This is a genomic window from Sphingomonas sp. Leaf20 (assembly GCF_001421535.1).
Taxonomy (GTDB): Bacteria; Pseudomonadota; Alphaproteobacteria; order Sphingomonadales; family Sphingomonadaceae; genus Sphingomonas.
The window spans coordinates 1-15,100 of sequence record NZ_LMKN01000002.1; the positions used below are offsets into that span (position 1 = coordinate 1).

At 58.5% G+C, this 15,100-nt stretch carries 16 protein-coding genes; 8 read left to right on the plus strand and 8 right to left on the minus strand.

Translation table 11 applies throughout. From position 1 onward, the window contains the following. The first annotated feature begins 414 nt into the window (after positions 1-414). The gene (locus ASE72_RS07795) at positions 415-600 is read left to right on the plus strand and encodes a hypothetical protein (RefSeq protein WP_132898276.1); all 186 of its coding nucleotides are present in this window, start codon (positions 415-417) and stop codon (positions 598-600) included. 28 nt (positions 601-628) lie between these two features. On the opposite strand, the gene ASE72_RS07800 is transcribed toward ASE72_RS07795, so the two are convergent. The 7 genes from ASE72_RS07800 to ASE72_RS20175 form a co-directional block, all read right to left on the minus strand. Then, positions 629-2,407 carry a chloride channel protein gene (locus tag ASE72_RS07800; RefSeq protein ID WP_082445489.1) on the minus strand — a complete coding sequence of 593 codons (1,779 nt, stop codon included), beginning with the start codon at positions 2,405-2,407 and terminating at the stop codon, positions 629-631. A 1-nt stretch (position 2,408) separates the two neighbouring features. Next, complete coding sequence (locus tag ASE72_RS20165) at positions 2,409-2,690, minus strand: hypothetical protein (protein WP_132833781.1); 282 nt, start codon at positions 2,688-2,690, stop codon at positions 2,409-2,411. A 25-nt stretch (positions 2,691-2,715) separates the two neighbouring features. Continuing rightward, entirely contained in the window at positions 2,716-4,491 is a 1,776-nt protein-coding gene (locus ASE72_RS07805) for an SLC13 family permease (protein ID WP_056019265.1), read from the minus strand. A 37-nt stretch (positions 4,492-4,528) separates the two neighbouring features. After that, positions 4,529-4,966: a DUF202 domain-containing protein gene (locus ASE72_RS07810; RefSeq protein ID WP_056019268.1), complete on the minus strand. Its 438-nt coding sequence runs from the start codon at positions 4,964-4,966 to the stop codon at positions 4,529-4,531. A gap of 539 nt (positions 4,967-5,505) precedes the next feature. Beyond that, positions 5,506-6,057, minus strand: coding sequence for a hypothetical protein (locus ASE72_RS20170; RefSeq protein WP_156350271.1), 552 nt, complete (start codon positions 6,055-6,057; stop codon positions 5,506-5,508). A gap of 300 nt (positions 6,058-6,357) precedes the next feature. Beyond that, entirely contained in the window at positions 6,358-6,756 is a 399-nt protein-coding gene (locus ASE72_RS07820; RefSeq protein ID WP_056019274.1) for a VOC family protein, read from the minus strand. 107 nt (positions 6,757-6,863) lie between these two features. Next, the gene (locus ASE72_RS20175) at positions 6,864-7,067 is read right to left on the minus strand and encodes a hypothetical protein (protein WP_156350273.1); all 204 of its coding nucleotides are present in this window, start codon (positions 7,065-7,067) and stop codon (positions 6,864-6,866) included. A gap of 333 nt (positions 7,068-7,400) precedes the next feature. Between ASE72_RS20175 and ASE72_RS07825 the strand changes: the two genes are divergently transcribed. The 5 genes from ASE72_RS07825 (at position 7,401) to ASE72_RS07845 (ending at position 11,881) form a co-directional block, all read left to right on the plus strand. After that, positions 7,401-7,985: a recombinase family protein gene (locus tag ASE72_RS07825; RefSeq protein ID WP_056019277.1), complete on the plus strand. Its 585-nt coding sequence runs from the start codon at positions 7,401-7,403 to the stop codon at positions 7,983-7,985. A gap of 96 nt (positions 7,986-8,081) precedes the next feature. Further along, positions 8,082-8,645, plus strand: coding sequence for a recombinase family protein (locus ASE72_RS07830; protein ID WP_056019359.1), 564 nt, complete (start codon positions 8,082-8,084; stop codon positions 8,643-8,645). 306 nt (positions 8,646-8,951) lie between these two features. Further along, positions 8,952-9,740 carry a hypothetical protein gene (locus ASE72_RS20180; protein ID WP_156350275.1) on the plus strand — a complete coding sequence of 263 codons (789 nt, stop codon included), beginning with the start codon at positions 8,952-8,954 and terminating at the stop codon, positions 9,738-9,740. A 100-nt stretch (positions 9,741-9,840) separates the two neighbouring features. Beyond that, entirely contained in the window at positions 9,841-11,436 is a 1,596-nt protein-coding gene (locus ASE72_RS19580; RefSeq protein WP_082445887.1) for an endonuclease NucS domain-containing protein, read from the plus strand. Between the two features lie 217 nt (positions 11,437-11,653). After that, positions 11,654-11,881 carry a hypothetical protein gene (locus ASE72_RS07845; protein WP_156350277.1) on the plus strand — a complete coding sequence of 76 codons (228 nt, stop codon included), beginning with the start codon at positions 11,654-11,656 and terminating at the stop codon, positions 11,879-11,881. Positions 11,882-12,000: 119 nt separating this feature from the next. Here ASE72_RS07845 and ASE72_RS07850 read toward each other — a convergent pair whose 3' ends face one another. After that, complete coding sequence (locus tag ASE72_RS07850) at positions 12,001-12,645, minus strand: hypothetical protein (protein ID WP_156350279.1); 645 nt, start codon at positions 12,643-12,645, stop codon at positions 12,001-12,003. A 370-nt stretch (positions 12,646-13,015) separates the two neighbouring features. Between ASE72_RS07850 and ASE72_RS07860 the strand changes: the two genes are divergently transcribed. Then, entirely contained in the window at positions 13,016-14,032 is a 1,017-nt protein-coding gene (locus tag ASE72_RS07860) for a DUF5677 domain-containing protein (protein WP_056019294.1), read from the plus strand. 291 nt (positions 14,033-14,323) lie between these two features. Beyond that, on the plus strand, positions 14,324-15,067 hold the full coding sequence (locus ASE72_RS07865) for a hypothetical protein (protein ID WP_056019297.1): 744 nt from the start codon (positions 14,324-14,326) through the stop codon (positions 15,065-15,067). Positions 15,068-15,100 lie beyond the last annotated feature (33 nt).

The window sequence follows — 15,100 nt, forward strand, 5'->3', positions numbered from 1 at the left end:
AGGCGACATGCGCCGTTACCTCGTCATTGCTCCGGGCGACCCGATGATGCCGGGCGCTGTCGTTCAGGTGCAAAAATGAGGATTCCGGTGAAACCTGCGCCCCGCTGTCCGTGTCCGGTATATTCGGCATGACGCTGGGCTAGGTCGACACGACGTCTCGAGAGTGTCGGAAAGCACTTGTTTGTCGCACAATGGTGATTACGACTGGGTTTTCTACATATCGGGCCGCTGAATGCCGACAATGGGAAGGAAAGCGGACTGGCTGCTTTAGAGAGGGCAGGTGCGCTCCACTACCTGGTGCACTTCCATTTCGTCGCAGCAGGATGCCTTTACGCCTAGCTCATTACAGGCCCCGATCCGGCGCCGCATCGGCCTTCCGTGCCTGCCCGCCTGATAGTGCTGGGGGTCGCCGTCGTGATCCACTCGATCATGTCGCAGCTGCTCTACGCCGGGCTGTTCGTCGCCATATCCGTGCCGGTTGAACAGTTTCGCCGCGGTGCGGAGCTGATGTCAGTACATGGCGCCCAACTCGCCGGAATGGGTCTGCGATGCGGCATGTTCTGGGTCAAAATCGAAGCCCGGCTTAAGCGAGACCGGTAGGACGAAGCGTTTGCTGCGTGCCGGCTGGTCAGCTTTCTCCAAACAACTCACGTTGCGCCTTGTCCAATTCCTCTGCGTAGCGGCGTCGCGCATAGCTCTCGGAGAGGATGCCGAGAACTGCCCCGTCGCTTCCAACTACCGCCAGTTCGTCCGCACCTTCGGTATCGAACGTAGTCATGACGCTTCTGATGTCTGAATCCGGCGTAAGGGCGAGACCCGTGTGGATCGCCAGCGACCCGATCGGTGCCTTCTGATCGACCTCTTCGGCAAATGCACTGGCAGTCTGTACGATACCGCCATAATTTTCGTGGTCATCGACTAGTAGGACCCGACTTGTGGAACCAAGCGGAAACGCCCGACGAAACTCGGCGATCGTCGTGTTGCACGGCGTAGCCCTTTCGACACGTCGCATCATCTTGCCCGCTGTAAGCGTTCTGACCCAGCCGACATCGCGGGCGCTTTTGATGGTTTCGCCCCGGAGATGCAGGCGCCACGTAGAAAAGGAATAGCCGAACAGCTCGCGGACGATGGTGGACGAGACCAGCGATGCTGCAATGGCCGCGCCGGCAAGGGAGAAGTCGTGGGTCGCCTCAAGGACTAGCATCGCCATCGTCATCGGCCCGCCAACTACGGCGACCGCTAATGCGGCCATCCCCACCAGGGCCGCATTGTGCGGGTCGATCACAGGCGATCCGACAATCCATTCGAGTGAACCAGCAAACAGGTGACCCAGCAGGCTGCCCAAGAACAAGGATGCGAAGAACAGGCCACCGCGGAAGCCAAAGCCAAGTGAGATGATGGAGGCCGCGCACTTGACGACGAAGATGGCGGCGAGGAAGCGCAGCGATACCTCGGCTTCAAGATTGAGGTGGAGGGCGCCGTGACCAGCAGAGAGAATTTGCGGCGTGAGCATCGCCAGAGGGATGAGCAGAAGACCGCCCAATATCGGCCGGCAAATCGAGGGTATCGGCAGTTTGCGTGTAGCTGCTTCCATCTCCGCAACAGCCCGCATCAGCAGTATACCAGCGCCAGCGGCACAGGCCCCAAGACCGGCGTAGAGAAGGTAGTGGAACGTCTCGATCTGTTCGCCTGCATTAGCCGCAACCAGATACGGTTGAGCACCAAACGCCTGCGCCACAAGGACACTCGCCAGGCACGCCGCAGCGACAGGTGCCAGCGCTGATATCGTATAGGCCCCGATTACGATCTCAAAGGCATAGAAGGCCCCAGCTAATGGAGCCCCGAATGCACCTGCGATGGCGGCGCCCGTTCCGGCGCCGACCAAGATGCGCAGATCGGACCTGCGTAACGCAAACCAGTTGCCGCTGAGCGAGGCGACGAGCCCTCCCAACTGCGCATACGCCGCCTCAAGCCCCACAGACGCACCGAAGCCGTTGGAAAGGATCGTTTGCCCGGAGATAACGAGGCTGTCGGACCATGACATGCGACCACCATGAAGGGCGTTCGCCTCTACAGCGTCGACCATCCGGCGCCGGCGAGCATGAGTAACCCAAGAGAAGAGTGCGAGGACGGCTCCACCAGCCGGCAGGGCAAGTAGAGCAAGGTAAGGGATCGTCGTGGCCGCACTCAGCCTTTCATCCGGCGACAAGGCATAAAGCAGATGCTGCATCGCCTGTGCGAGCGTACCCTGGACGACACTGAGCAATCCGGCTGCACTGCCGATCATGATGGCCAGCACGATGAGTGCAGCTTCGCTGGATCGAAAAGCTTTACGGAGCCACGATGGCGCCACCCGACCAGATCCAGGTGGACTAGCTGCGCTATCGATCAGTGGCGCTGAAGCCATGTCAGTCGGCGTCCTGCATCAAGGTTGCAAACAGGGCTGCGGCGAGAACGGCGCTCGAAAGCCACATCACAATCGACAGCGTCCAAGACGTCGCCAGTCCAGCTGCCGTGATTGTTGCAAGCAGTAGGACGATGAGAACGGGCATGGCTGCCCGCGAGTGGAAAAAACGCATGAAGCCGCCTACGCCTGCTACATCTGCGGTGCCACAACCTTCCGAGCCGCCCGGTACGCTTCCTCGCCACGGACGCCATTCAGTATCTTCGAACGCCTGCGGCTTGGCCATGCTGCCCATCAACAGTACCCGGCGATCAGTGCAGTGGCCAAGTCCACATCACTAGAGGCGTACCAACCAAGACCACCAGAACCGATAGTGGTGCGCCCAGCCGGGCGTAATCGCTGAAGCGGTAGCCCCCAGGACCAAAAACCAAGGTGTTACACTGATGCCCAATCGGCGTCAGGAAATCGCATCCTGCCCCGATAGCGGTCCCGATGAGGAAGGCTTCGGGGCGATATCCGAGGTCATGCGCGAACACCGCCGCGATTGGCGCCATCACCAAGACCGTCGCGGCATTGTTGAGAAACGGCGTCACAGCCATCGCCGCTACGAGGATCAGGGCGACCGCGCCCCATGGCGGCAAGGAGGCCGCCAGATGGGCAAGCGAGGTCGCGAGTACATCCGACGCGCCGGTGGTGCGCAGGGTTTCACTGACCGGAATGAGCGCGCCCAGCATGATGAGAATTGGCCATTCGACGCCATCATAGGCATCTCGCAGCGGTAGCGCTCCGGTCGCCATCATTAGACCGGCAGCGGCGAAGAAGGCGACGGCCACAGGCACATAGCCGGTCGCGGTTACGGTCATCGCCACCGCGAGGATGATAAGTGGTAGGAAGCGACGCTTCGAACTTCCCAGACGCAGGGCACGCTCTGCCAGCGGCAGCGTACCGAGGTCACGCATGCGTTCCGGCAAGAGTGTGAGGGGTCCTTGAAGAACAATGACATCGCCGGCGCGCAAGACGGTCTCGCTGAGCTGCTTGGTCAGCCGTTTGCCGGCGCGCGATACCGCGATGAGATTGACGCCATAGCGTTGCTGAAGCCGCAGTCGTCCAGCGGACTGGCGGACCAACACGGAGCCGGTGGTGATGACCGCCTCAATGACGCCAACCTCATCATCTTCGCTGCCTTCCGGTAGGTCACGATGCTGTCCGGCAAGTGCTAGGTGGTCACCCGCAATGACACGCTCAAGCGTATCCGGGTCACCGCCCAAGATCAGCGTGTCGCCGGCAGCCAGAAGGAACTCGGCCGTAATGCTCGTGCGCACATCGTCACGGACAACATTGGCGATCGTCACCTCATTATCATGACGGTCGATGAAGGACTCAACCGTTTCGCCGACAGCGGGCGATCCGTCTTGGATGGTCGCCTCAGTGACATAGTCCGTGATGTTTAGAGCTTCGCCCATGGTCGGCGCTGCGCGGCGTTCCCTGGGCAGGAGGCGGTAGCCGAAACGCAGGAAAATGAGGCCGACCACAAGCAGGCCCAGCCCCGTTGGCAGATAATCGAACATGCCGAACGGCTCACCGGTCATCTGCTCTCGTACTCTGCTGACAATAATATTCGGCGACGTACCAACGAGGGTCATCAACCCGCCAAGGAGCGAAGCGAACGACATCGGCATCAGGAACACCGAGGGGCTAGTGTCCGATTTCTTCGCCGTCTGCACGGCTGCCGGCATCAGCATAGCCAAGGCACCGACGTTCTTTACGAGCCCGGACGATACCCCGACTGCCGTAGTCAGCACCACGAGTTGCGACCGGACGCGTGTCACGCGCCGCGCCAGTATCCCGAGCGCGCTCTCGATTAGGCCGGAACGCTGCATTGCCGATGAGATCACCAGCGCCGATCCAACGATGATAACGATGTCATCGGAAAAGCCAGTAAATGCCGCTTTGGGCTTCACCAATCCCAGCGACAGCCCGGCAAGCAGGGCGATGATGGCCGTGACATCATAGCGAAATCGGCCCCAAAGAAAGAGGCCCATCATGCCAATCAGCAGGCCAATCGACATAAGTTGCGGCGTGGTCATGCAAGCAGAATCCGTAAAATGGCGATAGTCACGCCGGTTATTGCAGCCAAATCCCGACGAGTGCCGCCAAGACGGCAATCGCTAGGAAGCCGTTCACAGAGATCAGCAACCAAGCCGGCAGTCGCTGAGTGTCGGGCCGCGGTGGGGCGATAGGAATCATTTCACGCCAGACCGCTGCAACGAAGCAGAAGCCGCTGAACAGGATCAGGACGGTTGCGGTCGCACCGGCAAGCCAGCCGGGCACGATGTTCTCAAGCAATGCGCGGGCGCCAATTCCTGCGGCTAGAGCGGCAAGCCCGGTACGGACCCAGGCTGCGTAGGTGCGCTCCGCTGCCATGACTGTTCGATCGGCAGCAAGCTCCGTGCGCCGATCGGCGCTATCTGCTTGCTGCTTGGCGCTATGCTCCAACCGGTCCGCACCGTGAACGAATGGGCCGTTGAAATCACGGGTCAATGACAGTCGTTCGTTGGCCATGGATGATCAACGATACCCACACGCTTTCAGCACATCGAATGTTAAAAAGGATCATGCCGAATAAGTTATCGAGGTTAGCAGATCCCCCGCCTTCACAGGTGTCAAAACCGGCTGGTTGCGGCACGAAACCTTTCTCGAAAACGATCCAGACCGTGCGAAAACTCCAACCCCGAATGTAGCGTACTAATATAGCTGCGTGTCGGTTGCCAGGTGATTGGCTATCTTGCGTCGCAGCCATATCTGGCGACGTTATGTTTCGAGCATCACGTCTGTATCGGGGGCGGCGGTGAGTTTTCGCACGGTCTGGATCGAATTTCGGGAATGTCCGGGTTGGGCAGGAAAGCGGACTGGCGGCTTTCGGGGCCGCGCTCCGAGAAACTTGCCATCGAATGCGCCTGCCAAATGCATCAGATTTCTGCATCGGCGGATACCCAGCTTTCCTGCCGTTCTCTGGCCGATGCGAAATCCGTGAGTTTTGCATCATGAACACAAACTCGGCCGCTTCTCGAAGCGATCATCGGAGAAGCGGCCAATCGAGATCACTCAGCAGGTACTGATCGTTTGAAGTAGTGAAATGGAATCCAGCTAGATACGTATATCCATCCTGCCTTCTTCATCTCCGCCGTTATCGACGCTTTGCCAATTTTACGTCGATATTCCCATACGTGGGTAGTTGGCCGAAATACCAGTGTGAGAGCGCCAGTACGGACCAGTTCATTCCCCTTCCCGCCTTCCTCGCGCAGGATGCTCATCTCGTTGAAGGCGGTAGCCCCAAGACGGACAATTTCCTCACCTTCTCCGCTCGCCAGTTCGTCGCCCATTTCGACAGACTTGAACCGCTGCTGGGCAGCCTGTTTTGAGATGCCAAGGGCGTTTCCGATATCTGTCCAACTCAACCCGGTTCGCCGGGCTGCGTCGATCCAGCGATGAAGGCTGATCCTTCCCTCATCTGCAACCAAGTGCGCTACCGTAATAGCTTCCGCAAACCCCTCTGCGGTCTCACCGGTAAAAGGAGGCTGACGGTCCGCTGCCCAGTTCAATACGATAGCGGCCGTTTGCCCTCTGACGGCCTGCTGCTCACTAATCTGCACGATCTTCTCCGTCAATTAGTCGTTGACGACTCGTCAATCTTTCATTGACGAAAAAGAGTCAAGGCATAGTTGACGATCGTAGCAGAGTGATGATGCAAAACTTTTGATTTTTGCATCAGGAATGGCCGGGATGGGATAGATCGCCCTGAACAAATGGCTGCTTTCGGGCTCGCAAGTCGACCACTTGAACGGCCGAGAATGGGCGTTAGCGGAACGGCCGGGATGGAGAGGAAAGCGGACATTCGCGGGATCCGATGATCGGGGTCCGCTATTAATAGAAGCGGACCCGTGTCGGACAAATCAGGCAGGAAAATGAATTCCGCACAATTTGTTGCCGTCGGGGTCACGAAAATAGGCCAGCTCGATGGTGCCCATGGAGGCAGTTTCGCGCGGTCCGGGCGGAGCTTCGATCGATGTCCCGCCGGCGGCAACGGCGGTATCGTGAAGCTGCTTCACCTGTTCGGGCGAGTCGCAGGAAAAGGCGACGGTGCTGCCGTTGGCGACGCTTGCCGGTTCGTCGTTGATCGGCTGGCTGACGATAAAGTTAGTTCCGTCGCCGTTATTGTAGATCAGACGTGTATGGCCGCTGTCGGCGATATTTCGCGTCCCTTCCCCTGCACCCAAGGTGCCGAGCACCGTGTCGTAGAAGCGCTTGGACCGTTCAATGTCATTGGATCCGACCATGGTGTGAAAAAGCACAGGCACTCTCCTGAAGGCTGATCGACTTCCGATCGCTATTAGCAGTCTCACCTAGCCGGCAGGTAACCTGCAGTCACCCCGGCCCGTGGAATGTCCGCTATTGGGCGTTAGTTGTCGAACCACCCCAAACGTTCGACTTCGACGGAATTGCTGCCCATGTGGCGTATGAACGCGTCGCGAAGGCCGTCGATGTGCTTTTGCCATTTTGGGAGGTCGGCGCTCGGATCGACGCCATCGGCTTCGAACAGCCACCCGACGAACTGATCGACCGTCACCATTCCTCTATCAGGCAAGAAATCGGTGACGTGCATCGGGCTGTCATCGACCACCGATCCGCACCAACCGCGTTCTACGCAAACCTCTGTCATCAGGGCATGGAAGGGCTCTCGATCCGTCATCGAGCAATGCTGAACGAATGACCACATTCGAGCAAGCGCCTCACGGTTCGGAACGGCAACAACTGGGCGTGAACGGCCCTGCCGTTTTTAAGCGCCGACTAGCCCCGCCAGTGTCGGAAAACACATGATAGCCGACACCCTGACCTGCACTTTGGCCGAACCACACCCGCCTTCGGTCTTAATGATCGACAAACCCTGTCGCTTTGATAAAGTGTACGAGAATATGTTTTCGGGGGTTTGTCGTACATGTTGGTCGGATATATGCGGGTTTCGTCGGCCGACGACCGCCAGACGGTCGATCTTCAACGCGACGCGCTGGTCGCAGCTGGTGTCGATCATCGGCATCTCCATACCGACAAGGCATCCGGGGCGCGCGACGACCGGCCGGGGCTGAAAGCCTGCCTCAACTATTTAAACGCGGGCGACACGCTGGTCGTTTGGAAACTCGACCGGCTCGGACGCTCACTGCCGCACCTGCTGACGATCGTCACCGACCTGAAGGCGCGCGGTATCGCGTTCCGATCGCTAACCGAGCAGATGGATACAACGACGCCGCACGGCGAGTTGCTGTTCTCCCTGTTCGGCGCGTTGGCACAATATGAGCGTGCGCTGACGCGCGAACGGGTGATGGCAGGACTGGCCGCAGCCAAACGCCGGGGACGCCAAGGTGGCCGCCCGCCGATGATCGACGCGGAAACGCTCGAACGGATCACCGCCGCGCTTGATGGCGGAGCCAGTAAAGCGTCCGTCTGCCGGACCTTCAAAGTACCGCGGTCTACCCTACTTGGCACGCTAGCGCGGATCGGTTGGGCCGCACCGGGGAAGGCCTAAGTTTAGCGACATAGCGCTCGACATTCATGTTCCCTTGTACACCTATGTCGCAAAAGTCTGTTGCAGTACACGTTCTTTTCGATACAGTTATGCGACATGCTGATCGGCTACGCCCGTGTGTCCACTGATGACCAGGATCTCCGGCTGCAACGTGCCGCGTTGAAAGAGGCTGGATGCAAGCGGGCGTTCGAGGAAAAAATCTCGGGCGCGAAGCGTGATCGGCCCGAACTGGCTAAAATGATCGATCAGCTGCGCGGTGAGGACACTGTGGTGGTGGCGCGGCTCGACCGACTGGCACGCTCCACACGCGACCTGCTCGACATTGCCGAGAAGCTAAAGGAGGCTGGCGCCGGCCTGCGCTCACTAGCCGAGCCCTGGGCAGATACGACATCGCCAGCGGGTCGCATGGTGCTGACCGTGTTCGCCGGCATTGCTGAGTTCGAGCGCGAGTTGATCCACCAACGCACCAGCAGTGGGCGGGTAGCTGCCAAGGCAAGGGGAGTGCGCTTCGGGCGCCCGCCCAAGCTCACTGCCGATCAGATAGCGCTGGGTGCGCGCTTAGTGGGGGAGGGCACGTCAGTGCGCGAGGCCGCCAAACTCCTTAAATGTCACCATGCTACCCTTTACCGAGCGTTGTCAGCCCCCTCTCCGGCTAGCTGACAGCATATCAGGCCGTTTTCTGGACATACGTTAACGGACGGGTTGTTGGTCGCTTCAGGATGGCAAAGCCCATGCAGCGATCAATCCATGGTCCATGTGCAGAAATCGGCCGTTTATTGAACATATACGAGCGGATTGATCGCCCGAGGCATATTGCTTTCGCGACGGGGGCACCATGTCGTTAGGTCCGCACATTATGCTCCTAAATCGCCAGCCGCTTGCTAAAGTCGATCGCAAAACCTCAGCGACAAGTTGGCAAGTCGGGAACCGACCGGGCCGCTGCTTTTCGCCAACGCAAAGAGTCCAATGGCCACCAATAAAGAGAAATCTCTAAGGAAAGCCGCAAGCGCTCTCCAGGCTGCCAAATGTGCCCGGCCAGTGCTATTCGAGTTTGATGATGAAGATTTTCCCTACGGAACCTCCGGCTCTTCGGTCCTGGTCGAGCTCGGAGGGCAGGTATTCGCAGTAACGGCAGCCCATCTTTTCGATAAATATATGGGAAGTCCCATACAGGCGGACCAACTGCGCATACCATACTCGATCGAACACGCTGTAGAGCCGAATAACGCTTTTGTTCCACACGAAGCGATTCTGCGGATTAAGCCAATAGCTACAGAGGAAACGGCCGAGTGGCAGGACCTAGCCATCGCACCAGTCAAACAAGATCTGCTTGTGCGGCACCTCTTTTGTGGCGAGGAACCCCTCTGCTTAGACGGCCTTACTTCCGATGTATCGTTTGGAACAGTCTTGGTCCGAGGGTTTCCAAGTGAAACTCGAGAATTCGACCCGGAAGACCGTATCATCAGATATTGTCCAATTTTGCTCGTCGGGCAAAGTCATCGTGGGTCATGGAGGGAAGACGACTGCACCTTCCAAGTCGACGTTAAGTCCATTCATGGCTTAACGAACTTCGACGATCTATCGGGCAGCCCGGTCATTCGCGTAAACGCAAATGGGCAGCATCAACTAGCAGGCATTGTTTTGCGCGGAGGCAATGATCAACTTCATGTTCTTGAAGCGCGGATCATCGCGGCGACATTAAACGCTTACTCCCGCGGTGAGAATGAAGCGACGATTCTGCTAGGCAACCGCTAATGACGGATTCTGATAAGAGCTACCGTCTCAGGAGCGGCGGTAATAAAACTACTCAATTTTAACTGCCAACCGTACTCAAAGCAACTGGAATGCGGAACATATGAACACTCCTACCCGCACGGCTAATCCGCGATTACCGGTAGTCGGTCTATTCGCGAACGAACTTGAACTGCGCGATGCCTTGGCTGCGAACCTAGACCTGATCGAGCCGGGTTTGCAATTGCTTGGTAAAGAATACTCTGTGGCCAACCCGCATGGGGCTGCCGGCCGGATTGACATTATTGCAAGAGATTCTTTTGATCACATTGTATGCATCGAAGTAAAACGCAGTGACGCCAGCGCCCGTACCGGAGTACATGAGCTCAGCAAATACGTAACACTCTTAGTCGATCAGGAGCGCATTCCACGCGAGATGATCCGATGTGTCATGGTATCTACGGACTGGCATGAACTTAACGTCCCGTTATCCTATTTTGCCGTTTCCGCTGGCGTCGATGTCCGCGGTTTCATTGTCAAGAACGTGAATGGTTCACTTTCACTTGAAGTGCAGCCACTTCTGCCTTTGACTTTCTTGCCACAGCTCAGCCCCGAGATCGATCTTTTGCACTTCGCGGCGGCGAAAGATCGACACATTTATTTAGAGCATGTTCGCGGCCGCGCAAACTTGCTCCCTCAGATTCGAATCGCCCTTATCGAACTTGATCTCGCAAATGATGTCTTTGCTGAAGAAGCTCCGTTTAGGATCGTCGCATGCGTCTGGCGTATAGCTGAGCGGCATCTGGAGGCAATTGAGAACGTGATCGGTCAGCCAGTCGGTAGCCGGCCCCCGTATGGCTTCCTAGGATGGGAGGCCGAATGTGATGCGCTTGAGTGGATCTGCGCAGACGGTGCCCCAGGGATCATTCCTACTCTTGCCGAGGATCGACGAGGAACGGCGGAAAAGATTGCATCGCTACTGACGCGGTATGATGTAACGTCAGTCACTCGCATGGGGGCGTGGCCGCGATCGCAACTCATCGCCGATGACGAATACGTTCTCCGCCAGATCGGCGCTCTTTCAATCAGTTCTGGCGCCGGTCGTCGCAACCGGCACAGCTTCGAAGCTAAGGTAACACCCTTAGCCAAACCGTCTTGGCAGGCGCAGCAGCAAGCCTTTATGGACTTCATCTCCTTTGAACCCCGCTGGAAGAAGCCAGTCCAATCGTTTTTCGAGCGTTGGCAAGATATTGACATAACTATTGTACTATCTGCGCACGACAAGCGGCACTTCTATTACATACTGCATCAAGCGCGCGCGCATTCGACTACGGTTACATCCTATTTTGTCGTAAAGGCGGAGCGCGATGGAGTGATGGTAGAGGCCTTGCATGGCCACTACAGCTGGGACGGGAAAACTTGTCCAGACGACCCTGAAGCGGGCATGCGCCGGATCTACGGCAGCCTGCCGCAGGTTGCGCTCGCCATGTTCAGTGCAGTCGATCAACGTCGCTATGACATTGCTTGGCGGATACATGGTTTCATTCCCGTCATCGATCAATACCCAGCGCGAGGCGAACGTGTCGGCAAAGCTGTGGTGCGCCGATCCGCGCGGGATTTCGTCACGGCCAATCCGCGCTATGCCACCAAGGTTTCAGCACTGCTTGAGCGCTATGGAAACATACCAACGGATCCGACGGGCATGGTACCCCGTGATTGAAGCCAGGAATCGCAGATCAAAGATAGCGGTGACCTACCCTGCGCCTACTGCAATTTAGCACACTTCTTAGTGATGATGACTGACGGGCGGGCGGACAGCAGGCGTGAGCCGTTGGAGCGCGGCCCCAGCCGAAGCCACTCTCGGTGTTCAACAAACCGTCGTTTTCTGTACATGAGGCTGGGTTGTAATGAAGGCGAGATTTCAGAAGGGCATTAGAATGGACGCAGATGCGAACAGTGGCACGACCGATCTCTGGGATATTATTGCGGAAGGGTTAGAGCGAGACGGAGATTTTGCCGCCCGCGAACACTTGGCCGCCGGCCGCCCAATCTATTACGTCGAAGACGACACGCCCGAAGGACTACTGATCAAGAAATATCCTGACGGCCGGCGCGAGCTGGTCCGCCACGCGCGTGAAGGCGACGAGGTGGTGCGAGCGCTTTGAATGAATGCAAACCGGCTCTGCCGAGGCGGTGAGAAAACGGCCGCTTTATGTACACCGGCACTACTAGCCCTTGCGCAGCGATTAAGGTTCTAGAGCGATCGAGTTCGATGGAAGGTTTCCTACATGTTGCTTCTTAGCGCTTCCGCCAGCGCCGCGCGCCGCTGCTCGTTGAACTCGTAGCTCGACGGTTCATGGTGCAAGTCGTCAACGCGCCTCGAGATGTCGCCAAGAACGCTGGCAATCTCATACTCGATTGGTCGATCCGGCGATGACGGACGCTTGCGGGCGAGCCATTTGTCGAGACGATCGATGTAGCGGTGCAGCGACGTACCCGACGCAGCTTGCCGCAAACGGCTCAGTTCGCGGCTGCCGGGGTGCTGACGATAGGCATCAAGCGCTGCGCGGACCTCTTCGCCCCTTGTTGCCGGCCGATCGCTGAGATCGGCCGAGCCGCCTTTGGCAAGTGCTTCATCGTTATGGACCGCCTTCAGGCCCGCCTCGAGCGCGGAACATAAGGTCGTTACTTCTTCCTGCAGTCGCTCCGGCAACCAATCGTAAGCAGAATTGCCGATATAGAGGAATGGCAGCGTGAAATGATCCTGTACGGCTTTCGGCAACATTCGCTGAAGACCGATGACGCCCCTCAGCTTATCCATGAACTGCTCAACCGTCATACCGCGCCACAACGTGGCGAGCGATTCCATGTAGGTGAGGTTAGCGTCCGTTGGTCGATCACCGGTGTTCCAATGGCGCGAAAAGGTCATGCGTCATTCCCGTCTATGCTGGCCGGCTCGGGCGAGGTCGCAAGCCGAGGCGACGCGCTATCGATGATCGGCGAGGAAATGATGTATATCGCGTGCGGCCCCCCCGGTGCTCGCCCCAAATGCTTTTGCGCGGACGCGTCCGCATCGGAGATCGCAACCGCGGTCGCCCCCTGAAAGCGCTGGTCACGGTTCAGAAGATCGAAGCCGGTGTACCCACTCTCGTCGATGCGAAAGCATTCCATGGTCTATCTGTAACGCGGGCGGGGATTTTTGGCGAGTGCGGTATCGAGCGCCCGCTAGGCGAGCGGCTCTGTCAATTGCGGCATGGGATACCAATTATGCTACGGCAGGGGAGGCTTTGAGATGGGCGATGACGGACGATAAGCGTGCTGAAACGCCAAGCGATGGCGAGAGCACCAGCCTTGGTCTCGACACTCCAGTCGCGGCCAAGTTGGAAGAGACGAATATTGGCGGGGCGGCATTGTTGGCGTCCCTCCGGGCGGGCCTTCCCGACTTGCTCGCCGAGCGAAGTGCCAGCGATACCGCCTTCCGACGCGCCTGCCGACGACGCTGGAAGCAGGGATTCGACCTGCTCCAGATGTTCATCGCCCTGAGCGAAGAACTGGGTTCGAGCTACAATGATCGGGGTCGTCCGGTTGCCGTTAACGAGCGCAACCACCGCTTCGAGGCACTCGTCCTCCTGCATGCACGCGCCGTCCGGGTCGCCAACGAGATCCAGACGCTGCTACACGAGGGATTTCCAGATGGTGCGCTCAGCCGATGGCGCACGCTGCATGAACTTGCGGTAACGGCAACTTTCCTTGCTCGCCACGACGACGAGATCGCGCGGCGCTTCCTCGCCCATCGCGGCGTGGCCAGCGCCAAGGCGCTCCGCCAGCACGAGGAATATGTGCCACGATCAGGGATGGCACCCTTAGCTGAGGGTGAACTCGCGCGTGTTGAGGAAGTGCGCGATACGCTGGTCCAAGAGTTCGGACCCGAATTTGCGGACGAGCTGGGCTGGGCTTTCCCGGTAATCGGTCGCAAGCGCGCCAATTTGTACGACCTTGAACTCGCCACCGGCCTCGATCATTGGCGCCCACGCTTCCGATGGGCGTCCGACGATATACACGCCGGACCCAAGCCACCACGTGCCAGCCTCGGCATGGTCGAGCGGCCTAACGACCAGCCTGGCCTGCTCGTGGGCAGGAGCGACAGCGGGTTTACTGACCCCGCGCACATGTGCGTTCTGAGCCTCAACCTGGTCAATCACGCACTACCGCCTGAGTATTTCGGCGATCGGGATCTGGTGCTCCTATCGGCGCTTCGTACCCTCAGCGATCAGGTAGGCGAGACGTTTCTACGGATCGATCGCGCCAAACGGTGACATCGAACTGCGATCCGGCTGCTTCCAGCCGTGGCGCCCGCCAAAATGTAAAAGCGACAACGAACGGCGTCGCCTTGGCTGGCTGGTTCGATCATGCGACAGGAATAAAGATGTCGGCGCGGACAGAGATTTGACTTGGGGGCATTCAACAAACGGTCGTTTTGCGGACATTGCCACCGCGAGGTATTCATCAAAGGATCCCATCAACCCCTCTCGGAATGGAGTCGCAGCACGTACCGATCTGACGCCGCTGTGTGTTGACCTGCGCAGGTCAGCCGATATCGTCGGAGAATGGCATGCCTGATCTGCGGAGAACCTAAGACGATCGACGCGCACCTAATCCCCAAGGCGTTCGTCGCCGAGGTAAAAAGGGAGCGCGGCGAGCAGCATCTGATTCTGCACAAAGGGAACGAGCGGCCGAGGGTCAGCAATACGGGAGTCTATGATCGTAGTATCCTGTGCGGCCCCTGCGACTCCCTCCTGGGCGGCCACGAGGACTATGCGCTTGAGTTGCTGCGTAAACTGCGAAAGGCAAAGGCCCCGCCGGGCGGCATCATCGGGGCGGACCCAATCGACGGTGACCGCATGGTGCAGTTCGCGGCCGGCATCGCATGGAAGTATGCGGTAACCACACAGCCCGGCCGGATCGACATCGGTCCTTATCGCGACGTGCTCGCCGATGTGGCGCTGCGCGGCATATCGATCCCGACCTCTATCGACGTTGCCATGCTTAGGATCGTAGAACTGGACGGCGACGTGTATTTCTATCGCACCCCGATGCCCGACCGGCAGGACGGTGTGAACATCGTCCGCTTCACTGTCGGCAGCTTCATCTTTTTCCTGAAAATTGACCGACGCCGCAACGGATCCACTCTTCCAGCCGAATGCTGGCTTCGAGGCCGGGTGAAGGGTGCGTTCGTCGTCAGTCCCGCCGAATTGACGGAGGAAGGCCGCATGCATCGGCAGTTGTCGTCAACCCAGCCGTCTCGGCGCTTCTTTACGGAAATGCAGGCGCGTAAAGCACAACGATCGTGAGGGCATCGTATTCGGCGCGTCGTAGCCTCAGAA